Annotated in this window: 16 protein-coding genes; 11 read left to right on the top strand and 5 right to left on the bottom strand. The window is 44.5% G+C overall.

The annotated features are described in order from the left end of the window. Positions 1-7 precede the first annotated feature (7 nt). Both LIN78_RS06740 and LIN78_RS06735 read left to right on the top strand, forming a co-directional pair. Entirely contained in the window at positions 8-1,249 is a 1,242-nt protein-coding gene (locus LIN78_RS06740) for a lipoprotein-releasing ABC transporter permease subunit (protein WP_227179819.1), read from the top strand. Continuing rightward, entirely contained in the window at positions 1,242-1,931 is a 690-nt protein-coding gene (locus LIN78_RS06735) for an ABC transporter ATP-binding protein (protein ID WP_227179817.1), read from the top strand. Before LIN78_RS06740 ends, LIN78_RS06735 begins: the two co-directional genes overlap by 8 nt. 26 nt (positions 1,932-1,957) lie before the next feature. Here LIN78_RS06735 and LIN78_RS06730 read toward each other — a convergent pair whose 3' ends face one another. Further along, positions 1,958-2,566 (bottom strand): TetR/AcrR family transcriptional regulator, encoded by a 609-nt coding sequence (locus tag LIN78_RS06730; protein ID WP_227179815.1) that lies wholly within the window; start codon positions 2,564-2,566, stop codon positions 1,958-1,960. Between the two features lie 217 nt (positions 2,567-2,783). Here LIN78_RS06730 and LIN78_RS06725 point away from each other — a divergent pair, with 217 nt between their 5' ends. The 8 genes from LIN78_RS06725 to LIN78_RS18165 all read left to right on the top strand — a co-directional run bounded on the left by LIN78_RS06725 (position 2,784) and on the right by LIN78_RS18165 (position 13,519). Continuing rightward, positions 2,784-3,953, top strand: a complete 1,170-nt coding sequence (locus LIN78_RS06725) for an efflux RND transporter periplasmic adaptor subunit (RefSeq protein WP_227179813.1) — start codon at positions 2,784-2,786, stop codon at positions 3,951-3,953. A gap of 10 nt (positions 3,954-3,963) precedes the next feature. Next, positions 3,964-7,122 carry an efflux RND transporter permease subunit gene (locus LIN78_RS06720; protein WP_227179811.1) on the top strand — a complete coding sequence of 1,053 codons (3,159 nt, stop codon included), beginning with the start codon at positions 3,964-3,966 and terminating at the stop codon, positions 7,120-7,122. Continuing rightward, positions 7,119-8,501, top strand: a complete 1,383-nt coding sequence (locus LIN78_RS06715; protein WP_227179809.1) for an efflux transporter outer membrane subunit — start codon at positions 7,119-7,121, stop codon at positions 8,499-8,501. The genes LIN78_RS06720 and LIN78_RS06715 overlap by 4 nt, the downstream gene beginning before the upstream one ends. 186 nt (positions 8,502-8,687) lie before the next feature. Beyond that, positions 8,688-11,048 carry a serine/threonine protein kinase gene (locus tag LIN78_RS06710; RefSeq protein WP_227179807.1) on the top strand — a complete coding sequence of 787 codons (2,361 nt, stop codon included), beginning with the start codon at positions 8,688-8,690 and terminating at the stop codon, positions 11,046-11,048. 82 nt (positions 11,049-11,130) lie between these two features. Beyond that, positions 11,131-11,862, top strand: a complete 732-nt coding sequence (locus tag LIN78_RS06705; RefSeq protein ID WP_227179805.1) for a pseudouridine synthase — start codon at positions 11,131-11,133, stop codon at positions 11,860-11,862. Continuing rightward, a complete protein-coding gene (locus LIN78_RS06700; protein ID WP_227179803.1) occupies positions 11,862-12,620 on the top strand; it encodes a TlyA family RNA methyltransferase in 759 nt (252 codons plus the stop codon). Before LIN78_RS06705 ends, LIN78_RS06700 begins: the two co-directional genes overlap by 1 nt. A 20-nt stretch (positions 12,621-12,640) precedes the next feature. Beyond that, on the top strand, positions 12,641-13,273 hold the full coding sequence (locus LIN78_RS06695; RefSeq protein WP_227179801.1) for a 2OG-Fe(II) oxygenase: 633 nt from the start codon (positions 12,641-12,643) through the stop codon (positions 13,271-13,273). A 120-nt stretch (positions 13,274-13,393) separates the two neighbouring features. Continuing rightward, positions 13,394-13,519, top strand: a complete 126-nt coding sequence (locus LIN78_RS18165; protein ID WP_264474533.1) for a hypothetical protein — start codon at positions 13,394-13,396, stop codon at positions 13,517-13,519. 8 nt (positions 13,520-13,527) lie between these two features. Here LIN78_RS18165 and LIN78_RS06690 read toward each other — a convergent pair whose 3' ends face one another. From LIN78_RS06690 to mutS, 4 genes are all read right to left on the bottom strand, one after another. Continuing rightward, complete coding sequence (locus LIN78_RS06690) at positions 13,528-15,642, bottom strand: putative bifunctional diguanylate cyclase/phosphodiesterase (RefSeq protein WP_227179798.1); 2,115 nt, start codon at positions 15,640-15,642, stop codon at positions 13,528-13,530. A 32-nt stretch (positions 15,643-15,674) separates the two neighbouring features. Beyond that, positions 15,675-18,203, bottom strand: coding sequence for a DUF1631 family protein (locus LIN78_RS06685; protein WP_227179796.1), 2,529 nt, complete (start codon positions 18,201-18,203; stop codon positions 15,675-15,677). A gap of 177 nt (positions 18,204-18,380) precedes the next feature. Beyond that, complete coding sequence (locus tag LIN78_RS06680; RefSeq protein ID WP_227179794.1) at positions 18,381-20,696, bottom strand: DUF1631 family protein; 2,316 nt, start codon at positions 20,694-20,696, stop codon at positions 18,381-18,383. 105 nt (positions 20,697-20,801) lie between these two features. Continuing rightward, a complete protein-coding gene (gene mutS / locus LIN78_RS06675) occupies positions 20,802-23,396 on the bottom strand; it encodes a DNA mismatch repair protein MutS (RefSeq protein ID WP_227179792.1) in 2,595 nt (864 codons plus the stop codon). Between the two features lie 236 nt (positions 23,397-23,632). Between mutS and LIN78_RS06670 the strand changes: the two genes are divergently transcribed. Continuing rightward, positions 23,633-24,112, top strand: coding sequence for a rubrerythrin family protein (locus LIN78_RS06670; protein ID WP_227179790.1), 480 nt, complete (start codon positions 23,633-23,635; stop codon positions 24,110-24,112). Positions 24,113-24,149: the final 37 nt, after the last annotated feature.

Here is a 24,149-nt window from a genome sequence, read left to right as displayed (position 1 = left end):
TTTATTTGTGCGTTATTTTGAGCTGCTTTTAGGTTTACGTTATACCCGCGCGAAGCGGCGTAATCACTTTATTTCCTTTATTTCATTAGCCTCCATGCTGGGTATCGCTTTAGGTGTGCTAGCGTTGATTACCGTTCTTTCTGTGATGAATGGTTTTCAAAAGGATATTCGTGCCAAGTTATTGGGAGGTGCCTCCCATATTGAAGTGGGTGGAAATCCACAGCTAGCCGCTTGGCCGCAGGTACTGCAATCGGTGCGGAAGAATGAGCATGTAAAAGGGGCTGCGCCCTTTATCTTCTCTCAAGGGCTATTAACTTGGGAGTCTAATGTTCGCGGGGCCATGATTCGTGGTGTATTACCTGGCGAAGAAAATAAGGTGGTGGATATTGGTCATCACATGGAGCAGGGTAAATTTGAAACCTTGATGCCTGGCAGCTTTAATATTGTTTTGGGTAGTGAGTTAGCGCGTCAGTTGGGGGTTTTTGTCGGGGATAAAGTGGTGCTTGTTGCGCCAGATGGCCAAGTGACACCTGCGGGCGTGATGCCGCGCATGAAACAATTTAAAGTCAGCGGAATTTTTAATATGGATCTATATGAGTACGATGCCGCACTCGCGATGATTCATTTAAAAGATGCGCAAAAACTTTACCGCTTGGGGGATGATGTGACGGGGATTCGCGTAAAGGTGGATGACCCAGACCGCGCGCCTTTTATTCGCCAAGAAATATTACGCGATCTGCCACGGGATGCTTATGCAACCGATTGGACACTGCAAAACGCGACCTATTTCCGTGCGGTACAAATCGAAAAAACCATGATGTTCATTATTCTTACCTTGATTGTGGCGGTGGCTGCATTTAATTTGGTATCGACACTGGTGATGTCGGTGACGGATAAACAATCGGATATTGCTATCTTGCGAACGCTTGGTGCTAGCCCCTCCAGCATTATGGGTATCTTTATGATTCAAGGTTCTCTAACTGGATTTATTGGTACTTTGCTTGGTGTGGTGGGAGGCGTGTCCTTATCATTAAATATTGATGTCGTTGTGCCATGGTTAGAGCGGGTGCTGGGCGTGCATTTTCTTTCAAAAGAGGTTTATTTTGTGAGCGAATTGCCAAGTGATCTGCATTGGGGGGATGTGAGTGTGGTAACGATGATTGCGCTCAGTCTTTCTCTTGTTGCGACTTTGTATCCAAGCTGGCGAGCTTCTCGCGTGCAACCTGCGGAGGCGCTGCGTTATGAGTAATTCCACGCCAATTTTATCTGCGCTTCACCTTGGTAAATGTTTTGGCAAGGGGACAACTGCGGTTGATGTATTAAAAGCCGTTGATTTATCCTTATTGCCCGGCGAAATGAAAGCGATTGTAGGGAGCTCAGGCTCGGGTAAAAGTACCTTGTTACATCTGCTGGGTGGACTAGATAAGCCTGATCAGGGTGAAGTGATGTTAGCTGGTGAACGGTTTTCATCGCTTAGCGAAGCCGCACGGGGGCGATTAAGAAATCGTTCTCTGGGTTTTGTTTATCAGTTTCATCATTTATTACCAGAGCTTACCGCTGAAGAAAATGTAGCCATGCCTTTGCTGATTCGGCGAGTGAATCCAGTTGACGCCCTAAAAGCGGCAAAAGAGATGTTGGCAAAAGTGGGATTACAAAAACGTGTTGCCCATAAACCGGGTGAGTTATCTGGTGGTGAGCGTCAAAGAACCGCAATTGCAAGAGCGATGGTAACTAAACCTGCTTGCCTGTTGGCTGATGAGCCAACAGGTAATTTGGATAGGGAAAATGCGCAAATGGTTTTTGATGAGATGCTGTCCCTGAATCAAGAAATGGGTACCGCATTACTTCTGGTTACTCACGATATTGAACTAGCCAATAAGATGGCTAATGGCGCATTGCGTTTGGTGGATGGGGTGTTGCAGCCGGCCTAATAAATGGGAAAGTTAAAGCGCGAGTGCTAGGTTAGGATGAGCGCTTTAATCAGCGTGCGAAGTTCGCCAATTAATAGATGGGGGTTCATTTCTGGATTCATGTGGCTTCTTAACATGATCCCTTCAAACATGGCCATCATCATGTTGGCTTTGGTTTTTAATTCCTCTTTCGATTTACTCGGAAGATGATTTGCTGCGATGGATTTCGCGATAATTTCAGTGAGTTGATCGCGAATTTCTTCATCAAATTTCGATAGAATTTGATGAAGACTAATGTTTCTAGATGCTTCTGCCCACACCTCTAGCATGAGGGTGGTTTGTTCTCTGTTTGTACAGTCATTCATGCCTTCATCTAAATGATCAAGCATGCTTTCTAACGGATCTTCTGCCGCAATAAACTTAGCAAACATCTCATTATGTTTTGCTTGGTCTTTTTCTGAGATGGCGGTAATGATGGATTCTTTGTTTTCGAAGTAATGATAAATGTGGCCAACACTCATGCTGGCTTCTTTAGCAATAATGGACATGCTTGCTTTGTGAAAACCGTATTGGCGAAAGCAAGTGGTTGCCGCGGTGAGGATCTGATCACACCGTTGCTCGTTGCGTACTTGTGGTTTCGCTGGTTTTTCGCTCATGTCTTTCTCCATAAGGGGCTGTATTCTAACGGAATTCCCTTTTTTTTACTTATTTTTTCGCTGTACTTTAGAAGTTGCTAAGTAGTTGTAAAAAATGTTGTGGATGCTAATTACTATCATTGCCTAAAATTGTAAACCAATTTAGAATGAACGCTCAATCTAATTTTTGATCTGCCGCAAATAATTTACACATTTGGTTTTTTGGGAGAGCTTCGCCATGCGAAAAAGGTATTTGCAACAATCCTCAGGGCTTCTGTTAACAGGTGCAATTGGGGTGCTATTGACTGCTTGCGGTCAACAAGAGGGTGGGCAAGCTGGCCACGGAATGGGCGGAGCAAAGCCTGAAGTAGCGGTTGAAGAAGTGAAAGCCCAACCGCTAACAATGGCGTCCGAGTTGGCTGGTCGTACAGTGGCGGCAGAAGTTGCAGAAATCCGCCCGCAAGTGAATGGCATTATCCGTAAACGCTTATTTACTGAAGGTGCAGAAGTAAAAGCTGGTGAGCCACTTTATCAAATCGAACCAGATAGTTTTCAAGCAGCATTTGATAGTGCGCAAGCAGCATTAGCAAAAGCGGAAGCCACGCTGCTGAGCGCAAAAGCCAAATCTGATCGCATGAGTGAGTTGGTAAAAATCAATGCGGTGAGTAAGCAAGATACTGATGATGCAACCGCTGCATACAAAACCGCACTGGCCGATGTGGCTAGCAATAAAGCTGCAGTGCAGACCGCTAGAATTAATCTGAATTACACCAAAGTATTGTCCCCAATTAGCGGCAAGGTGGGTAAATCTAGCGTCACAACCGGTGCGCTGGTGACTGCTAACCAGACCACCGCCTTGGCGACCGTTCAACAGCTTGATCCAATCTATGTGGATCTCACCCAAACGTCTAAAGAGTGGTTTGCACTGAAGCAGCAATTAGCCAATGGCAAATTGCAGGCTGAGTCGGATGCAAAAGTGCATCTGAAATTAGAAGACGGTTCTCAATATCCATTAGCCGGTAAGTTAGCCTTTAAAGATGTGTCTGTTGATACGAGCACTGGCACGATTACGCTTCGCGCTATTTTCCCGAACCCAAAACGTGACTTACTGCCAGGCATGTTTGTGAAAGCCTCTCTTGAAGAGGGTGTTCGCCAAAATGGTATTTTGGTGCCGCAACAAAGCGTGACACGTACACCAACTGGTGAAGCGGTTGCGATGGTTGTTGGTAAAGGCAACAAGATCGAGCAGCGCGTTCTTAAAGTGGAACGCTCGATGGGTGATAAATGGTTAGTGAGCAGTGGTGTAGTTGTGGGCGATAAAGTCGTGACAGAAGGTCTACAAAAAATCGCACCGGGTGCCGAAGTAACGATTGCTGCACCTGCTGCTAAACAACCTGCTAAACAGTAAGGATTAACTGATGGCTCGCTTTTTTATTGATCGGCCCATTTTCGCATGGGTTGTTTCGATACTGATTATGCTTGCCGGTGTGCTGTCTATGGAACAGCTGCCAGTTGCACAGTATCCGAACATCGCGCCACCATCCGTGGCAATTTCTGCTACTTATCCAGGTGCGTCTTCAAAAGCTGCTGAAGATGCGGTGACTCAGGTAATTGAACAGAAAATGAAGGGGCTAGATGGACTGAAGTATATGAAGTCTACTAGTTCGAGTAATGGTCAAATTAGCATTACGCTAACCTTTGAAGCAGGTACTAACCCAGATATTGCGCAGGTTCAGGTTCAAAATAAACTGCAGCAAGCAATGTCTTCCTTGCCACAAGAAGTGCAAGATCAAGGTGTGCAGGTAAACAAAGCCGCCATGAACTTCATGATGGTGATTGGTATTGTTTCAACCGATGGCAAACGTAGCAATATCGACTTAGCTGACTATGCATCAAGTAACTTGGTGGATGTATTAAGCCGTGTGGATGGTGTGGGTGAAGTGCAGTTGTTTGGTGCTCAGTACGCGATGCGTATTTGGATGGATCCAGCAAAATTGCAATCTTACCAATTAACACCGGCGGAAGTGAAATCTGCACTCGAAGCGCAGAACACGCAAGTTAGTGCGGGTCAATTGGGTAGTTTGCCTGCGGTAAAAGGTCAGCAACTGAACGCCGTGGTCACGGTGCAAAGCCGTTTGCAAACAGCAGAACAGTTTGAAAATATCTTACTGAAAACCACTAGTGATGGTGCCGCGGTTCGTCTAAAAGACGTTGCGCGCGTTGGTATTGGTTCTGAAAGTTATGATGTTGTTTCTCGTCTAAATGGCAAGCCAGCTGCTGGTATTGGTATTAAGTTAGCAACCGGTGCGAATGCGCTTGAAACCAGCAAATTGGTGAAAGCAAAACTGGAAGAGTTAAAAGGTTTCTTCCCAACCGGTATTTCTTCTGAAATTCCTTACGATACAACGCCATTTATTCAAATTTCGATTGAAGAAGTGATTAAAACGCTGGCGGAAGCGGTTGTGCTAGTGTTCTTGGTAATGTGGTTATTCTTGCAGAATTTCCGCGCAACACTGATTCCGACGATTGCTGTCCCTGTGGTGTTATTGGGTACGCTGGGCATTTTATATGCGTCAGGTTACTCGATTAACACACTAACGATGTTCGGGATGGTGCTCGCCATTGGTCTCTTGGTCGATGATGCGATTGTGGTGGTGGAGAACGTCGAACGGATTATGTCCGAAGAGGGGCTTTCTCCAAAAGAAGCCACACGTAAATCGATGCGCCAGATTACTAGCGCGTTGGTGGGTATCGCCTTAGTGCTGTCAGCGGTGTTTGTGCCAATGGCGTTCTTCGGTGGTTCTACCGGTGTGATTTATCGCCAGTTCTCTATCACGATTGTGTCTTCTATGGCCCTGTCGGTGTTAGTGGCGATGACGCTAACCCCCGCGCTATGTGCGACCTTGTTAAAACCTGTTGCAAAAGGCCATGCATACGCTGACCGCGGGTTCTTTGGATGGTTTAACCGTTGGTTTGATAATGGCACACAGCGTTATCAGCGCTGGGTTGGTGGTGTATTGAAACGTGGCATTCGCTTTATGATTGTCTTCGTGGTGATGGTGGCAGGGATGTCATACATGATGATGCGTCTACCGACTTCATTCTTGCCGGATGAAGATCAGGGCATCATGTTTACCATGATTCAGTTGCCAACTGGTGCTACGCAAGAGCGTACGATGAAAGTGGTAGATAACGTTGAGCAATATTTCCTCAACAAAGAAAAGGAAAACGTAAAGAGCATTTTCACGGTGTCTGGCTTTAGTTTTGCTGGTAGTGGTCAGAACATGGCGATTGGCTTTGTTCGGTTGAATGATTGGAGCCAACGTCATCGTCCAGATCAAAACGTAGCAGCAATTGCTGGTCGTGCAATGGGCGCGCTTGGCTCATTACGTGATGCCTTTGTTTTTGCTTTCGCGCCACCTGCTGTGTTGGAATTAGGTACGGCTAACGGTTTCGATTTGCAGTTGCAAGATCGTGGCGGTTTGGGTCACGAAGGCTTGATGAATGCGCGAAACATGCTGTTGGGGATGGCTTCACAAAGTAAAGATGTGATGGCCGTTCGTCCTAACGGGATGGAGGACTCACCACAGTTGCGCATTGATGTAGACCAACAAAAAGCGCAAGCACTTGGGTTATCTATTTCTGATATCAACAGTGTGATTAGTACGGCTTGGGGTAGTAGCTATGTGAATGACTTCTTGGATCGCGGTCGTGTGAAGAAAGTGTATTTACAAGGTTCGACAGACAGCCGCATGAAACCAGAAGACTTGAGCAAATGGTATGTGAAAAATACCGCGGGTGATATGGTGCCATTCTCCGCTTTCTCTAGTATGACTTGGGATTATGGTTCTCCAAGACTTGAGCGTTACAACGGCAGCCCTTCTGTGAACATTCAAGGGATGGCAGGTCCAGGTAAGTCGACTGGTCAAGCAATGAAGGCTATGGAAGAAATGATTGCTAAATTACCGCCAGGTGTGGGTTATGAGTGGTCAGGTATTTCTTCTGAAGAATTAGACTCTGGAAGTCAGACAACCCTGTTGTATTCCTTGTCTATCTTAGTGGTGTTCTTGTCGTTGGCGGCACTTTACGAGAGCTGGTCAATTCCATTTGCGGTGATTTTGATAGTGCCTCTTGGTGTGTTAGGTGCCTTACTTGCGACTTTTGTCCGCGGATTGTCGAATGACATTTACTTCCAAGTGGGCTTGTTAACTACGATTGGTCTATCAGCAAAGAATGCGATTTTGATCGTTGAATTTGCACAGCACCAATTAGAAGAAGGCAAAGAGCTGATCGATGCGACACTGACGGCGGTCAAACTACGTCTACGTCCAATCTTGATGACCTCGCTAGCGTTTGCTTTGGGTGTATTGCCACTCGCCATCAGTAATGGCGCAGGCTCGGGCAGTCAGCATGCGATTGGTACGAGTGTGTTGGGTGGTATGTTATCGGCAACCGTATTAGGTCTATTCTTTGTACCGCTATTCTTTGTGCTGATTCGTAAAGTATTTAAGCCAAAACGCGCTGTCGTTTCTGGAGCAGATCATTCTGCTAACAGCGAGGAGGAAACGCATTCATGAAACATCTAGCTTTAACGCTAGTCGCATCCGGCCTGCTGCTGGCCGGTTGTGGCACCATGGCGCCAGATTATCAGCAGCCGAAAGCACCGATTCCAGTTGGTTTCCCAGGGGAAATGGGCGGTTCGAGTGTTGAATCGCAGGCATGGACATCCGTTATCGAATCTGACAAGCTAAAGCAAGTGATTGCCTTAGCCTTAAAGAATAATCGTGATGTGAAGCTAACTGCGTTAAATATCGAGTCTGCTCGGGCGCAATACCAAATTACCAAGTCAGATTTACTGCCTTCAGTGAACGGTACATTTAGCCAAACCGCCCAAGGGAAACTAGACGGTGGTGGGGTGAGCCATTCTTATGAAGCTGGTTTGACGATGGCAAGCTACGAATTAGACTTCTGGGGACGTGTGAGAAGCCTAAAAGATTCTGCGCTTGAAACGTATTTGGGGACAGAATCTGCTCACCAATCTGCGCAGATTTCGCTAGTTTCTACTACCGTTCAAGCTTGGATGCAATTATCTTCTGACTTGTTTGCACTGCAAGAAAGTCGCAAGTCATTCGATAGCTATCGTAAAACTTATGATTTGACCAAAGCCCGTGTTGATCGTGGTGTGAGTTCCGAAGTAGAGTTGCGTCAAGCTGAAACTGCATTACAAGCGAGCCGTTCAAGCTACTTGGGTTACCAAGGGCAAGTGCAGCTAGACCGAAATGCACTCAGATTATTGGTGGGTGATGAGGTGCCAGAAAATCTACTGCCAAGCGCAGAAGATATTCAAGCGCCACTCGTGATGGATGTGCCTGCGGGCTTGCCTTCAGATTTATTAAATAACCGTCCAGATATTCAAGAGGCGGAACATAATCTGAAGTCAGCAAATGCAAATATTGGTGCAGCTAAAGCGGCATTTTTCCCAACGATTAGCCTAACCGGATTTGCAGGCTCAGCAAGCAATAGTTTGGGAGACTTGTTCGATAACGGAACGGGTATCTGGCGTTTTGTGCCACAAATTTCACTACCCATCTTTAACGCTGGCAAGCTAAGTGCACAACGCGATGTGGCTGAAGTCACTAAAAACATCCAAGTCGCTACTTATGAAAAGCAAATTCAAACAGCGTTTAAAGAAGTGGCAGATGCATTAGCAACAAGATCCCAATTACAGCAGCAATATGATGCAGTAAGTGGGCAACTAAAAGCTGCTGAAGCTGCTTACAAACTGGCGGATGCGCGTTACCGTAGTGGGATTGATAGCTACCTCAGTTTGCTAGAAACCGAAAGAAGTTTAGAAACAGCTCGGATTACGCATGCCAATTTATTATTAAGCATGCAAGCTAACCGAATTGTTCTATATAAGGCGCTTGGCGGCAAATTACCTGTTCCAACTCCTTAATTCAGTAATAATTAGCGCATAAAATGCCCCTGCAAGTGGATAACCACCACTAAAAGGGGCTTTTTTTTGGTCTGAACGAAGAAAAATCGCTTTTTTTAGCTGGCGTGATATGTCCCTTGTGATTTTAGTCGTTTACACTTAAGTAGTAGCGTTTACGTTTTTTCACATGCCGGATATAAAAAAATAATGGCAGATAAAATTGGACGATTTGAACTCGTCAAACCATTGGGGCAGGGAGCCCAAGGCAGAGTCTGGCTTGCAAATGACCCGATGTTAGGGAGAATGGTCGCAATTAAAGAATTGCTGACCAAAGGGACAGACACTCGCCATCGTGAAGCATTGTTAGGGGAGGCTAGAATTGTCAGCCAACTCCAACATCCTTCTATTGTTCAATTATTTGATGTGGTTGAGCATGACAAAGGCCATGTCTTGGTTTTTGAATATGTTGAAGGCCAATCGCTAAAAGATTGGATGGATGCCAATGGGGCAATGGAGCCTGTTAAGGCTGCTGGGGTGATTGCCGAAATCCTGTCTGGTCTAGGTGCTGCACACGAAAAAGGAATTCTTCACCGCGATATCAAACCCGCGAACGTGATGCTAGACGCAAACGGGCACGCAAGGTTAATGGATTTTGGTATTGCAGTGCCTGCGAATCAATCCAATACCTCTGCGGCATCGGGCACTGTGCAATACATGGCCCCAGAATATGTTTCGGGCAGACCCGCCGCCATTAATGCGGATATTTTTTCTGTGGGTGTGCTGGGCTACGAATTAATGACCGGGCGAAACCCTTTTGAGGGGAGTAATACGTTTGAGGTGTTGAATCGTATTGCCAATGTGGCCGTTGTTCCGCCAAGCCAAGTATTGGCGGCAGTGCCAGAGCGAATGGATCATATTTTGATGGTGGCATTAAATAAAAATGCGACCGAGCGATATGCTTCTGCAAACGACATGCAAACCGCTTTACAGAGCTTTTTGACGCCGGGAGAAAACGGTGCAGAAACCGCTGCATATTCTCCGACACTGGAGTTCTTACTTCGTCGACTAAAGCACTCACAAGATTTTCCTGCATTATCACAGTCAATCACTTCTATTAATAAACTCGTCGCGGCAGATGCAGAAAGTATTCATCGGCTTGCGGAAACGATTCTGCATGATTTTTCACTCACGAATAAACTACTTCGTTTAGTGAATTCGGCAGTTTACGGGCAGTTTGGTGGCACGATTAGTACCATTTCCCGCGCAGTATTAATTTTAGGATTTGATACGGTTCGTAACTTGGCGATTAGCTTAATCGTCTTCGAGCATCTGCAAAATAGGCAGCAAGCTACCAACCTGAAAGACCTGATTGTAGGAAGCTTTTTAAGTGGTTTGTTAGCGAGAAAAGCCGCAAAAAAAGTAGGGTTGCGAACTGGAGAAGAAAGTTTTATCTGTGGGATGTTCTATCACATGGGTAAGCTCTTAGCTGCTTATTACCTGAATGAAGAATATCAAGAAATTGTTAAACGGATGCAGCAAGGGCAAACGGAGCAACAAGCCGCTATGCAAGTGCTGGGGGTGGACTTTTCTGAACTAGGGCTTTGTGTTTCAAAAGAGTGGCGATTCCCTGATAAGTTAATCAAGGCGATGACCCCATTTAAAGATAGTGTCCCAACTCCTAGAGGCGATGCTGAGCAAATACGCTTAGCGGCAAACTATGCCGGAGGGCTTTCGCAAATTGCTATGTTTGCAGGGATTACCGATAGAGATAAATCGATTGCGGCACTACATCAGCAATACAGCAAACACGTGCCAATTACTGAAAGCGAACATTTAGAGTTTTTAAAAGAAGGACTGAATGCTTTACTAGATGAGGCGCACTTCTTTGGGGTGGATGTTGGTCGCGGTGGGTTCGTGAATAAGCTCAAGCAATTTGCTGGTATGCCGTATCAAAGTGCTGAAACGAAGTCTGGCGAATTGGGGGATACCCTAGAGCAAGCCGCACAAGCCTTTCTGAATGCAGAAGTAGATACGGTTACCCAAGATACAATTGATACGGAAGGGGTGCTCACCGCTGGCGTACAAGATATTACCAATACATTAGTGAGTGATTACAAACTCAACGATCTAATCAATATGATTTTGGAAACCATGTATCGCGGTGTTGGCTTTAGGCGTGTTCTTTTCTGTATGAAAGATGTACGAGCAGGAAAACTCGTTGCCCGTTTTGGCTATGGCGCGGATATCCCCGAAATGAAGCAATACTTTTCGGTCCCATTAGATGGCGTGCATGATGTGTTTCAATTATCAATGTCCAAAAACTTGGATATTCAAATTGATGATGTAAAGACAGGATCGTTATCAGAGCGAGTGCCACAGTGGTTTAAAACGCATGTAAGAGCTGAAGCATTTGTGGTGCTACCTGTCATCATCGATAAAAAAGCGATTGGTATGTTTTATGGGGATCAAGCGACGGCAAATACCTTAAACCTGACCGCTAAATCGCTTACCTTGTTGAAGACACTAAGAAACCAAGCTGTTTTAGGAATTAGGCAAAAACAACCATAGCCAGAGTCCAACTATCAGATTGCCTTAAACGGATGTGCAGCCATAGGTTATAATTCCTTGTTTATTATGTGCAGGAATCATTATGGAACCCGTCCGTTTAAGTAAGCGCATGGCAGAGTTAGGTTTATGCTCAAGACGCGAAGCGGATGAGTATATTGCGCAAGGCTTAGTCCGAGTGGACGGCCAAATCATCAGTGAGCTTGGCTCCAAAATATTGCCGAATCAAAAAATCGAACTGGCAAAAGAGGCCAGTCGACAACAAGCTAATCGCGTTACTATTTTGCTGAATAAGCCGGTTGGTTATGTTTCAGGCCAGGCGGAAGATGGCTATAAGCCCGCCGCAACCCTGATTACTGCTGAGAATCACTTTCCTGGTGATCGTAGCGGTATCCAATTTAGCCCTTCTCATACCCGTGGACTAGCGCCTGCTGGACGTCTGGATATTGATTCCGTCGGTTTATTAGTACTTACCCAAGATGGTCGCGTTGCTAAAAAAATTATTGGCGAAACCTCTGAACTCGAAAAAGAATATTTGGTTCGTGTGAGTGGCCGCTTATCCGAAGAAGGCTTACGTAGGCTGAATCACGGATTATCTTTAGATGGAGAAAAGCTAAAGCCCGCGCGCGTTTGGTGGCAAAACCAAGATCAGCTACGTTTTATCTTGCAAGAGGGGAAAAAACGCCAAATTCGTCGTATGTGTGAGTTAGTTGGTTTGCGCGTTGTCGGATTAAAGCGTGTTCGTGTGGGACGCATTATGTTGGGAGATCTTCCCCCTGGACAATGGCGTTACCTACGTTCCGATGAGCGTTTTTAATGTCACGGTTAGATCAATTATTGGTTAGCCAAGGATTGGCTGTGTCTCGTAGTCAGGCGAGACAAATGATCGAATCCGATCGCGTTTTTCTAGAAATCGCTGGTGATCGTGTTCTGTGTAATAAGCCTGCTGGTAAATTTGATCCGAAAGCACAATTTTATATTGTGCCTGATGAACTAGACCGTTATGCCTCTCGTGGCGGTCTAAAGCTGGCTGGTGCGCTGCGTTCATCCAATATTCGCCCAGACGGCGATATTATTTTAGATGTTGGCATGTCGACGGGCGGCTTTACCGATTGCATCTTGCAAGCAGGCGCGGCAAAAGTAGTGGGTGTAGAGGTTGGCCATGATCAATTGGCTGCAAAATTACGAAATCGCCCAGAGATTGTCTGTCTAGAAGGAATTAATGCGCGCCATCTGAGTGAAGCCGATTTAGGGGAGCATTTCCCTAATGGTGGATTTGATGGGGTTGTGATGGATGTTTCCTTCATCTCGCAAACCCTTATTTTGCCAAATCTCGTTCCCTTGATGAAAAGTGGCGCCTGGATACTTAGTTTGGTCAAACCTCAGTTTGAAGTAGGACGGGAAGGGCTGGGAAAAGGGGGCATAGTAAGAGACACTAGTCTTTTCCAAACGGTTGAAGAGAATATTCGAGAAGCAGCCAAACAAGCTGGCCTAAATATTTTGGGTTGGTTTGAAAGCCCTATTCAGGGTGGTGATGGTAACCAAGAGTTTTTTCTTTTTGCTAAAAAATCCTAATTAGACAAAGGGTTTCTACTATGAAAATCACCGACTTTTCCAAGCCAAATGCCATGGAGGAGTTAGTCTCTCGTATTGCAGAGGACGGATGGGCCGTTGTCGATCATTTTTTACCGGCGGACTCCGTTAAAACACTACGTAAAGAGTGTATGGCCGCACATCGAGAGGGTGGTTTCCATGTAGCGGGAATTGGCCGCGGTGGCGATTTCACTGTGCAAGAGGGTATTCGCTCTGACGAAGTAATGTGGCTAGAACCTGAAACCGATAGTGCATCGCAGAAGGCGTACTTCACCCAGTTAGATCAGATTAAGCAGCAGATGAATGAGCAGTTTTTCATGGGGCTGAATGAGTTTGAGGGCCACTTTGCGATCTATAACGAGGGCGCGCTTTACAAAAAGCATCTAGACGCATTTCGTGGTCAGCGCAGTAGAGTCCTGACTGTCGTTTTTTATCTCAATGATGATTGGGCGTCAGATGATGGTGGTGAGTTAAGATTGTATCTAGACCCAAATGGCGAATCGGAAATACGAGATATCATGCCGATTGCCGGGCGTGCGGTTATCTTTATGGCGGAACGTTTTTGGCATGAAGTCTTGCCTGCTTGCCGAGATCGGATGAGTATTACCGGTTGGTTTAAAGTGAGGTCGACTTAAAAACAGTTGTAGTAGTCTTGCAACAGGCGAATGTTTTTGGACGTGTTTGATAAATTGTGTATTTACATATAGAACGAACGTTCTATAATGAGTGCATATTCCTTGAACGCGGAGAGTGTCATGAAATACATTCGTCAACTTACCTCAGATACCAATCGTTTGTCTAGCCTGGGTGATGCAATTGTGTTTGCAGTGTCTAGCATGGTAGGTATCTACCTACTAGCTGGTATGATATTCCCTGCTTAATCAACTGCTTATAAGTTGATCATTCCTTTTTCTAGCATGCCAGCAAATTCTTCTGCTGGCATGGGTTTCGCAAAAAGAAACCCCTGAATTTGATCGCAGCCATTGAGTTTTAAGAAGTCATATTGCTGAATGGTTTCAACGCCTTCTGCCGTCACGGAGAGATTAAGCGAGTGGGCAATATTGATAATGGCTGGGACTAGCGATACTTCTCCTTGCTCATAACCACTCATGGCAATGAAAGATCGATCTAACTTCAGATTATCGACCTTAAATTGGTGCAAATAGGAAAGGGAAGAATAGCCTGTTCCAAAGTCATCAATACTGACTTCAACTCCCAGTTCTCGAATTTGCTTAAGGTTGCGCTCAATCTGATCAGATTGTCTTAGCAACATTCCTTCTGTAATTTCAAGTTGCAGGAACTTAGGAGCGATTCCAAATTGCTTTAGAATTGCTTCAATACTGTTGGGTGTTCTTGGATCAGAGAAATGATCTGCGCTTAAATTCACCGATACAGGCACTAAAGTGTGCTTTTCTGCTTGCCACTGCTGCATGTGGCGAAGTGTTTTGTGCAATACCAATAGATTTAACGATTGAATCAACCCACGTTCTTCCGCTAACGGAATAAAGTTAGCCGGGCTAATATAGCCGCCTTCGGCTTTCGGCCACCGCACCAATGCTTCTGCACCATTGATGATGCGTGTCAATGTATCTACTTTAGGCTGGAAGAATACCTCTAGCCGCTCTAGTTCGATTGCACGACGAAGTTTTTGCTCTAGATCTAGTTGATTTTCAACATCTTTCACCATTGAATGGGTAAATGGCTGAACAAGATTTCCTCCATTTGTTTTGGCAATTTGCATGCTGATATCTGCATGGCGAATTAATGTCTCTGCATCTGCACCATCGGCGGGATAAACCGCATAGCCAATACTCGCAGTCAGCGACACTTCTGATTCTTGTACCGTGTGCGGGAAAGTGATGACTTCCATTAAACGACGACAAAGATGCTCGATCTCTTCTCCTCGGTTAATAGGTGTAAATAGAATCACAAATTCATCACCTGCAAAACGGGCAATAGCATCTGTTTTTCGAAGTAAACGACTTAATTTCACCGAAATTTGTTGAATTAACTCATCGCCAATTACGTGTCCAAGTGCATCATTTACATTTTTGAAACGGTCTAAATCGACATGCAAAATAGCAAACTGATCATCATGTAATGCCGATTGGATTGTTTTGCTAATCATTTCTTTTAGGCCGCTACGGCTATAAAGACCGGTGAGTTGATCGTGCGTGGCCAAATAAATGATGCGTTTTTCAGAGAGTTTTTGCTCTGTAATATCCATTTGCACCGTGGTAATACGTACCACATTTTTCATTTCATCTAATGTCGTTTTCGCAAATAAGGCGAGTTGTCGAATGCTATTGTCGGGCAAGAGTATTCGGTAATCCGTCTTATACTGGCGTAGATGACCAAATGAAAGTTGCTCCATCAAATTTTGAAGTTTTGGCAGATCTGCTGGGTGAACGCGCCTTAACCACTCCCGTAGTGAAGGGGTAATGGAACCATCTGGGATACCAATAAACTGAAAGGTTTGGGTATCCCACTCATGCGTATTTTCTTCTAGATACCAGTCCCAAATCCCCATCGCCGTCGCTTGGGTTGCTAACTGTAGCCTGCCACCTAGTTTATTTAATGTTTTTTCTGCACTTCGCCATTGATCTAAACTCTTTTTCAGTAACTGAGTTTGTTGTTCGACTTGGCTGCGACTACTTTCTAAGGCGTTGGATAGCTGTAAAAAAGCATTGTGCAAATGCACTAACGCATCGGGGTGGTGGGGCGGGTTTTCATCTTTTAGATGAAAACTAATCAGTTCATCTGTTAGTCGACGCAGATTGCCTAGCGGAAAAATCACCTTGCGGCGGATTTGATAAATGGTGAATAAGTAACTAATCGCTAAACAACCGACCACCAAGGTGGTGACTAACCATTTTTCTTGATGGTTGAGTTGTCCTGCATTGAAGATCGTGAAAATGGCTGCAATCGACAGCAAAATAAACGTGATACCAATTAAACGATGTAGTTTCCCAATGGCGGTACTAGTTTTCTGTATCACAGACATGAACGGTCTCGTTGGACTAATAAGGGCGTTGACTAAGAGAGGCTTAAGTCAGAATGGGAATCCATGCCATCCGCTGTATGAATCAAGGCGTTTACTGCTCGCTCAAAAAGTGGATTGTCATCCATAAACTTTACTCGACCAGTATCTACTAAACGTGAAAACACTTTCGCACCCAGAATAACCGGTTTATTCTGGCCTTGAATGGTCATCGCAAAATGTTTTGCTTTTTTGCTGACCCAGCGAAGCACTGCGGTAGTTGGACTAGACCCAAGCTGCAACGTTACGGCAACTCCCGCTGTTAGTCGATTCATTACTTCTATATTGGGTGTGATGCCCGCTGTGCTAGTTGCGGTTAGCCAGTCTGAATCAGCATAGGCTTCTGTTGGATCGATTGCAACCGTATCTTCCAGCGCCCATGAGAACGTTTCTAATGAACCTTCCAATTCGTTAATCACTTCGTGGAAGAAGTTTTCATTTGGGAACTCTTTAAACTCGTCCTCAGATGCGTCTCCTGGGGTTTGCATCCAAAGAGGGTCAAAAAGTACCGTGTTAATTCGCTTAACAAAATACTCTAAAGGAGGAATATTTACACCAACGACAGTCGATGGTCTAAGAGCTCTTGTATGTGCATCTACTAACCAATTGAGTAATTCTTGTCGTTTATCTGCAGGCCAGGTGGTGTGCTGAAGGCCAATTTTCAAGACACCAATTAAGCGTGGAATCATTTTTAATAAAACATTCCGGTCACTTTGGTGTTGCTTCGGCGCAATGCTCCAGATCAGTTCCGAAATCAGGTTTTTGTATGCATGTTCTTCAGGATCTTGATGAAAAGAGGCTTTTTCTAACACCCTTGCCCAGGTATAAACCAAAAACTCATTTAGGTATTTATCTAAGCGAATACCCTCTAAAGACGCGCTAATCATGGCACTGATGCGGGTAAATCGCATCGTTCTTTCTTCCGCCTGATTAATATACTTCTCGGCCTTATCAATAAACTGTTCTGCACCTTCTAATTGTTGCTGGATGAAGGTTTCTAAGCGGGCTAATTGCTCTTCAAAACAGGTTAAGTGTTCACCATGATCATCTATTAAATCATTAATGATTAACTTCACTTCTTTAATCAGCTTGTCCCCTAATGGGTCCACTTCATGCAAAGCAAGTGACGCAGAACCGAGTTGGTTGACGAGTAATCTTGCTGGGTGGCTACGTTCGTTAAAGAGGCTTGGGTCTTTTAGCGCAACTTTTAATACAACAAACTGTAAGCGACCAATTTGCGCGCGGATTTCTGATGGTACAGCTTGATCTGACAAAATAAATTCAAACAACATGGCCACAATATCAATGATCATTCGCTCATTGGCATTTTGGGTTTTACCTGCCAATTGATCACGTTGCTCCATGATTAAATTACGGACAACCTTGGTATCGTGTACTTCTAAATCAAATTGTTGATCTTGCGTGTACTGTGCTTCTGCCGATGCAGAAATACTTTCCATTAAAGCGTGTGTAACTTCTCTTTGCGGTTGGCTGGCAAAGGATGCTGAAGAGAACTCATCTGCGCCATTAAAAAAGTTACGGATCGTTTGCCCGATTTTTTGTAAGCCTTTACCAAATGAGATGGGAGATTTCTCTTCTGTTTGAGGCGTGAAACTACCGGTATCTTCTGTTATTTCCCCGCTTGGAATGCCTGCTTTGGTTCTTAACTGATCAAAAAGATTGCTTACATTGGAAAGCGGCATGCCTTGAATACTAGATACATGTTGCGTTGGTCTAATCTCTTTTCGATTCGCCGCCGTGTTTGTATTTACGGTAGTGCCTGGAGGCGTACGTTTGGTTTCTGTGGCTTCTTCTGCTAGCTCTTCGTCGTTGTTTTCTTCGTCAGCATGGGCTGTGCTCGTACTATCTGCAGATTTCCGAATGCGTAATTGCATTTGTGCAGAAATGCCGTTGCGTTCAAGCAAATCATTTAACGATTGATAAATTTCTTTCGCTAATGGAAATAAATGCCGCTGTAGATTGATGACGAGGGTTTCATGCACTTCTACTGGTGGATTGAGAGAGTCAATCCCATTAAGGAGTGATTTCGTAAACAAAAAAGGACGGAACGGGTTTTCTCGCTCTAAAATTTCGTCTTGATCAAATAACACCGCGATTCGGACATTTAGTTCATTTAGCGCTTCATAGCTATAGGCACGGGTTTGAGCGGTTAAACCATCAATTAATAATTCTTCTTCAAATGCATTTGCATCTATCAGTGTCAGCTCTGCCGCATGTAAGCCTTTTCCTTTAAAGCTTGGCCGGAAAGAGTTGTAGGCAGTTTGTAAGCTGCGTTTACTGAGTGAGTCTAGTGTTTTGGATAGGGTGTTGATGAGCTCGTTATGTTGTGTGGTTAGCATAGAGCGGGCATCAAAACATTTGCCGGATTCAATAATACTAGTTGCGTTCTCTGCTAACTCAAAAAGCGCGCTTTCTGTCGCGGTTAGCGCAGCAGGGATGCCTTTTTGAAATTCAGCTAAGAACTTTTTTTGTGCAAGAGATAAAAGCTCGTCTCTATCGATCATGATGGCTTCAATGTTGATGTCTGTAAAAATAGCTAACGGTGTTGAAAATGCAGGCGAAAAAGATGCAAATTCATGTTAAGCGCAGTATAGACAATATTGCTTAAAATTTCTGTCAACAATGATTAACTTTTTGTTTTAATCGAGATTTTATTTTCTTATCGAATATATTTTTTTGATTTATGCAGCTGCTTTTGTTAAGGCTAATACCGCTCGTTCAAAAACGGGGGTCTCATCAATAAATCGAATTCGTTCTTTTTGGATTAGTTTAATAAACGTTTCGGTATCGACCATCAGTGGTGTGGGTTGATCTTTTAAGATCAATAAAAAGTGATTACTTTCTTTGTTAACCCATCTTAAGACGGCTGTACATGCCTTGTTGCCAAGTTGGATATGGATGGCCATCCCTGTTGTTAGCTGCTTGATTATTTTCTGTTTTTCAGTAAAAGACATTGGCGTGTCTGTGACACCCTCATCTTCCACTTTGAGTTCATCAATCGTCGTATCAATCCGCTTTAATACTTGAACAAAGTAGCTATTTTCAATGCTTGAGTGAGTATTTTTGGCCGACGTCGGATATTGAAAATCGCTGGCTTCATTTGGCACTGTGATCGAAGTAGCTGGCGTTTCCGACAGCGTTGCCCCTTCCGTTGGGCGGAGTGATTTCATGTGAGTGGAGACTAGCCACTTAAAAAATGCCTCATGTTGCTGATGAACTTCGTTAATTAACCCTAAGCCAGTTTTTAGCAATTCATTCATTGTTGGAATTTGTTTAAACAGCATGGCGCGATCTTGTGTGGTGCGCTTAGGCGTTAGGCTCCAAATCAGGTTGGAAGTTAAACCAATCAGTTCCTTGGATTCTGGATGCGGGTGCTTTGCATTTTCTTCCAGCACTTTCGACCAAGTATTTAATAGAAAATCTTGAGCAACTTTTTCTAATTGATCAATTGGGTGGTTGATTAATAGATTGGCTCGGATTTGAACATAATGTTTAGATCGCTCAGCCGCTTCATTTAAATGTGCTTCAACTTTTGCTAGATGATTGCTCAGGGCTAATTGTGTTTGAATAAAATAAGAGAGTGTTTCTAATTGCTCACTAAATTTCTCAATGTGTTCTCCATTGTCTTCCACTAGCTGATTAATGATACCTTTTACCACTTCAATCAGCTTTTCACCGGTTGGGTCGACTTCATTTAGTTTGAGGCTGGCGGAACCTAACTGATTTACCAATAGCCGAGCAGGGTGCTTTTTGTTATTCAGTAATGCGCTATCTTTAAGCGCTAATTTGAGTACCACAAATTGTAATCGTCCAATTTGTGCTCGTATCTCGGCCGGCACGTCTAGATCCGATAAAATTAGCTCAAATAAAATGGCGATTAGGTCGATGGTGACTTTTTCATGCTCAGAGGAAGCTAGTTGGCGAAGTTTGCCCCGTTCTTGAACGAGTTTATTGTCTAACAGCGCATTTGGTTGCGTCTCTTTACCCGCGGCGCCTGCAACTTGAATTTGCTGATGAATTTCGGCTAATAGCGGTTGGTGAATAGACGAGTGAGAGGTATCGCTTGGTGAGGCCGTTGCAACAGGTGCCTCTCCTTGGAAAAACTGTTGAAATGCTTTACCCAATGACCCTAAATGAAATCTCGCTTTTGTACGAGGAGGTTGGGTTTTTAGTGTCGGAGAGAATGAAGCAACGTTCTCTGTTGCGGCTTTCTCTTGCTTAATCGCAGATAAAATCTGCTCGAACTCATCACCTAGTTGGCTGATGTTTGATTGTAGATGATCTGTTTCTGATTCTACTGGTGCAGAGGCGCGCATCTGATTGGCAGAAGCATCCTCTGTATCGATCGATTTTTTTATCCGTAACGTCATTTCATCAGAAATATTTTCTGCCGCAAAAAATGCATTGATCTCTACGTAAATGTGCCTAACAGCAGGGATTAGCTGGTTGAGCAAATGAAGAACTAACTGATCTTTGATTGCCCTTGGTGGGTTGTAAGGTTCGATTGCCGTTAAAATGGCATGTGCAAAAACATATGGTCTAAATGGATTTTCTCTCGGAAGAATGTCTGGCTGATCGAACAAGTTGGCCATCCGAATATCCATTTCACGCAGTTCTGTATGTACCTGATTCCCAATAATATTCGTCAGGTCTTCCACCAACAGCTCTTCTTCAAAACTATTGGTGTCAATGAGTGAGAGCTTATCCGCCTTGATTGTTTTGCTTTGACGTGACGGGGTAAAAATGGCGTACGCAGAAAGGATAAAACCTTGAGAAAGGGCTTTTAAGGCAATTGCACAGTCTTCCATAAAGGGAGATTGTTGTTGCGTCAGTAAGGCGCGGGCATCAAGAAAGTGGCCAGATGTAATCGGGTTGCCTTCTTTTTCTGCTGCAAGAAATAGCGACTCAGACGCACTGCTCAGTACACTTGGAAGCGCGGTTTCGAACCCCGAAAGCATCAGTTGCTGGGCATGATTCAGTATGACTGTTTTTTTCATTTCGGATCATTTACCCTTGCAAATGGTAGGCTTTCAATATGATATTGAAGCCTACCTGTTTTGATTGATTGGCTATCTGCGCTAAGTCAATCGAGACGATTTCGCTTAAGCATTTTTCAATACTTGTTTTATTTCATAAATCAAATCCAGTGCTTGTCTTGGTGTAAGTGAGTCTGGGTCTATCCCTTCAACAAATGTATGCAGCGCACTTGCCTCGCTAGCAGGCTCTTCTATCTCTTCAAACGCTTGCATCGCAAATAAATCTGCTTGCGGGCCGCCGGCCCCAATGCTCATGGCTTCTAACTGCTGTAAATGGCGTCTAGCGACGCGAATCACTGTGCTTGGCACGCCTGCTAGTTGGGCAACGGCTAATCCATAACTTTGGCTAGCCGGACCATCTTTTACTGCATGCAAAAAGACCACGGTATCTTTATGTTCCACCGCATCCAAATGCACATTGGCAATTTGCGGGTAATCTTGCGAGAGTCTAGTTAATTCGAAGTAGTGGGTAGCAAATAGGGTGTAGCTCTTATTTTTCTCTACCAATTGCCTAACAATGGCATACGCTAATGCTAAGCCATCAAACGTAGATGTTCCTCTACCAACCTCATCCATCAATACCAAGCTTTGCTCAGAAGCATTGTGGAGAATATTCGCGGTTTCGGTCATTTCTACCATAAAGGTAGAGCGGCCGCCCGCTAAGTCATCTGATGCGCCAATCCGGGTAAAAATACGATCAATGGGGCCAAGCGTGACTTGGCTCGCCGGCACAAACGAACCCACGTGCGCCATTAAGGTTATTAATGCTGTTTGACGCATATAGGTAGATTTACCACCCATGTTCGGGCCGGTAATCAGCAGCAATTTTTTTAGCGGTGATAATTGCGCGTGGTTCGCAATAAAATCTTCTACCTGCGCTTCTACCACCGGGTGGCGCCCATCTTGAATATCAATAATCGGTTCTTCAGTAAAGGTAGGTTGCGTCCAGTTACCTTCTATGGCGCGTTCTGCAAATGTGCTTAGTACATCAATCCCTGCTACTGCTTGTGCTAAGTGTAGAAGGTTCGATAAGAATGGCTGAAGTTGATCTAACACGCCTTCGTATAACTGCTTTTCTAAGGCTAGGCTTCTGTCTTGTGCAGAAAGAGCCTTGTCTTCAAAGGTTTTTAATTCTGGCGTGATGTAGCGCTCTGCATTTTTTAAGGTCTGTCGACGGCGGTAATCCTCTGGGACGCTATCTGCGTGTACTTTGCCCACTTCAATATAAAAGCCATGTACTCGGTTGTATTCGACTTTTAAGGTAGAAATACCCGTGCGTTCCCGTTCGCGTTGTTCTAGTGCTAGTAGGAATTCATCGCAATTGGTTTGAATGCCGCGTAACTCATCTAAGTCGGCCGAGTAGCCGTGATTAATTACGCCGCCATCGCGAATTAGCGTTGATGGTTCTGGCAAAATCGCATTCGATAGTAAGTCTGCAATGGCAACTGGTGGGGTTAATTGCTGGGCAAGGTTTGCCAACAAAGCACCTTGTTGTGCCAGTAAATCAATTGGTAACTGGCTTAGTTGCTTCACACTATCTCTTAGGCCAGATAAATCTCTTGGCCGTGCGCTTCTTAAACCAATCCGGCTAACAATCCGCTCAATATCCACAATCGGTTTTAATGCGGAGCGAATGGATTCGAATAATTGCTCGTTTTGAAGCTGTGCGACGGCATTTTGTCTGGCAGTGAGTAACTCTCGATGACGCAATGGATGGTGCAGCCAATGTCTTAATAAGCGGCTGCCCATGCTGGTAATACAAGTATCGAGAATAGAGGCGAGTGTTGGTGCCGCTTCGCCACGGATCGTTTCTGTTAATTCCAGGTTGCGGCGGGTGGCGGCATCTAGCTCAATATACTGACCGCGGCTCTCAAGGGTGATGCCTTGTAAATGCTGTAACTCCGCCCCTTGTGTGCTTCTTGCGTATTGTAATAGTGCGCCTGCCGCAGAAATGCCTTGTGGTAGTGCTTCAATCCCAAAGCCAGATAAATCTTGCGTACCAAATTGTTTGCACAGCAAACGTTCTGCTGCCGATACATCAAAATGCCAAACTGGCAGTTTTTTTAGCGGCGTGGAGATAGATTGGAACACTGCTAAAGTTAAATCTTCTGGGATCAGAATTTCAGCCGGACGTAGGCGCTCTAGCTCAGAAATTAGGTGCTCTGGTTTGCACTCTAACACCGCAAACTTACCTGCCGATAAAGCCATCCAAGCAATACCAAGTCTTCCCTTGTGTGGGATGAGCGCTAAAAGTACGTTGTCTGTTTTTTCGTCTAGTAGGGCCGCATCTGTTAAGGTGCCTGGCGTGACAATGCGAACAACTTTTCTCTCGACGGGGCCTTTGCTGGTTGCAGGATCGCCTACTTGCTCGCAAATCGCAATCGACTCACCTAACTTTACCAATCTGGCTAGATATTGCTCCGCCGCATGGTAAGGAATGCCAGCCATAGGGATTGGTTTTCCAGCACTCTGACCTCGTGCGGTGAGTGTGATGTCCATCAACTTTGCTGCTTTTTCTGCATCTTGGTAAAAAAGCTCGTAAAAATCCCCCATCCGATAAAAGAGTAATTTATCAGGATGATCAGCCTTTAATGCATGGTATTGCTGCATCATTGGTGTGTGTTGTGGGATAGACGAGTCTTTTAAATTGGTCGTGCTCATGCAGTTCTGCTTAGTCATATCAGGCGAAAGAGGTAATTTTAAGTAAGCTTTGCCTAAAAGTCATGGCACAAGCGGAAATCATCCTTTATTTTTATGATATGTATAAGTACTATTGCGATGTTGATAGTTAATTTGTATTGGATGTCTAAAAACAATTAATTATACATATGAATTTTTCTTCACTATACTGGTCTCATCCTAACGCAACAGATCAACCTTAAACAAAGGAGTGCATCATGGCTAACCGTCCAGAAATTAAAACGTTGGAAAACTTGGAAGCGGCATTTGCTGGTGAATCAATGGCGCATATTAAATATCGTTATTTTGCAAAAATTGCTCGTGAAATGGGCGATGAGGCAACGGCGAAAGCATTTGAAGAAACCGCAGATCAAGAAGTGATGCATGCATTTGGCCATCTTGACTTGTTGTATCCAAAATCGACCTTAACACCGGCTAAATGTTTAGAGATCGCGATTGCCGGTGAAACCTATGAATACACTGAAATGTATCCAAAGTTCCGTGAAACGGCAGTGGCAGAAGGTAATACGGCTGCAGTAACCGAGATGGATGAGCAAATTGCAGAGTCTCAAGAACACGCAGCGTTCTTTAAAGCGACACTAGAAAAAGCGGCGAAACGATTTGCTGCATTGGCAAAAGTAGAAGAACGTCATGCCAATCATTACCAAGCGCAGCTAGATAAAGTAAAGTCTGCCTAATTAGATCGTACAACACATTTTTAGATTAACGAATACA

The sequence above is a fragment of the Leeia speluncae genome (assembly GCF_020564625.1).
GTDB classification, from domain to species: Bacteria; Pseudomonadota; Gammaproteobacteria; order Burkholderiales; family Leeiaceae; genus Leeia; species Leeia speluncae.
The sequence above is the reverse complement of the archived record's forward strand: the minus strand, read 5'-3'. Positions and strand labels throughout refer to the sequence as shown.

Excerpts from the sequence above, each read along its gene's own strand:
- LIN78_RS06725 (WP_227179813.1), top strand. The coding sequence starts at position 2,784 with ATGCGAAAAAGGTATTTGCAACAATCCTCAGGGCTTCTGTTAACAGGT.
- LIN78_RS06690 (WP_227179798.1), bottom strand. The coding sequence starts at position 15,642 with ATGTCTGTGATACAGAAAACTAGTACCGCCATTGGGAAACTACATCGT.
- LIN78_RS06705 (WP_227179805.1), top strand. The coding sequence starts at position 11,131 with ATGGAACCCGTCCGTTTAAGTAAGCGCATGGCAGAGTTAGGTTTATGC.
- LIN78_RS06715 (WP_227179809.1), top strand. The coding sequence starts at position 7,119 with ATGAAACATCTAGCTTTAACGCTAGTCGCATCCGGCCTGCTGCTGGCC.
- LIN78_RS06735 (WP_227179817.1), top strand. The coding sequence starts at position 1,242 with ATGAGTAATTCCACGCCAATTTTATCTGCGCTTCACCTTGGTAAATGT.
- LIN78_RS06720 (WP_227179811.1), top strand. The coding sequence starts at position 3,964 with ATGGCTCGCTTTTTTATTGATCGGCCCATTTTCGCATGGGTTGTTTCG.
- LIN78_RS06700 (WP_227179803.1), top strand. The coding sequence starts at position 11,862 with ATGTCACGGTTAGATCAATTATTGGTTAGCCAAGGATTGGCTGTGTCT.
- LIN78_RS06670 (WP_227179790.1), top strand. The coding sequence starts at position 23,633 with ATGGCTAACCGTCCAGAAATTAAAACGTTGGAAAACTTGGAAGCGGCA.
- LIN78_RS06685 (WP_227179796.1), bottom strand. The coding sequence starts at position 18,203 with ATGATCGATAGAGACGAGCTTTTATCTCTTGCACAAAAAAAGTTCTTA.
- LIN78_RS06680 (WP_227179794.1), bottom strand. The coding sequence starts at position 20,696 with ATGAAAAAAACAGTCATACTGAATCATGCCCAGCAACTGATGCTTTCG.
- LIN78_RS06710 (WP_227179807.1), top strand. The coding sequence starts at position 8,688 with ATGGCAGATAAAATTGGACGATTTGAACTCGTCAAACCATTGGGGCAG.
- LIN78_RS06695 (WP_227179801.1), top strand. The coding sequence starts at position 12,641 with ATGAAAATCACCGACTTTTCCAAGCCAAATGCCATGGAGGAGTTAGTC.
- LIN78_RS18165 (WP_264474533.1), top strand. The coding sequence starts at position 13,394 with ATGAAATACATTCGTCAACTTACCTCAGATACCAATCGTTTGTCTAGC.
- mutS (WP_227179792.1), bottom strand. The coding sequence starts at position 23,396 with ATGAGCACGACCAATTTAAAAGACTCGTCTATCCCACAACACACACCA.
- LIN78_RS06730 (WP_227179815.1), bottom strand. The coding sequence starts at position 2,566 with ATGAGCGAAAAACCAGCGAAACCACAAGTACGCAACGAGCAACGGTGT.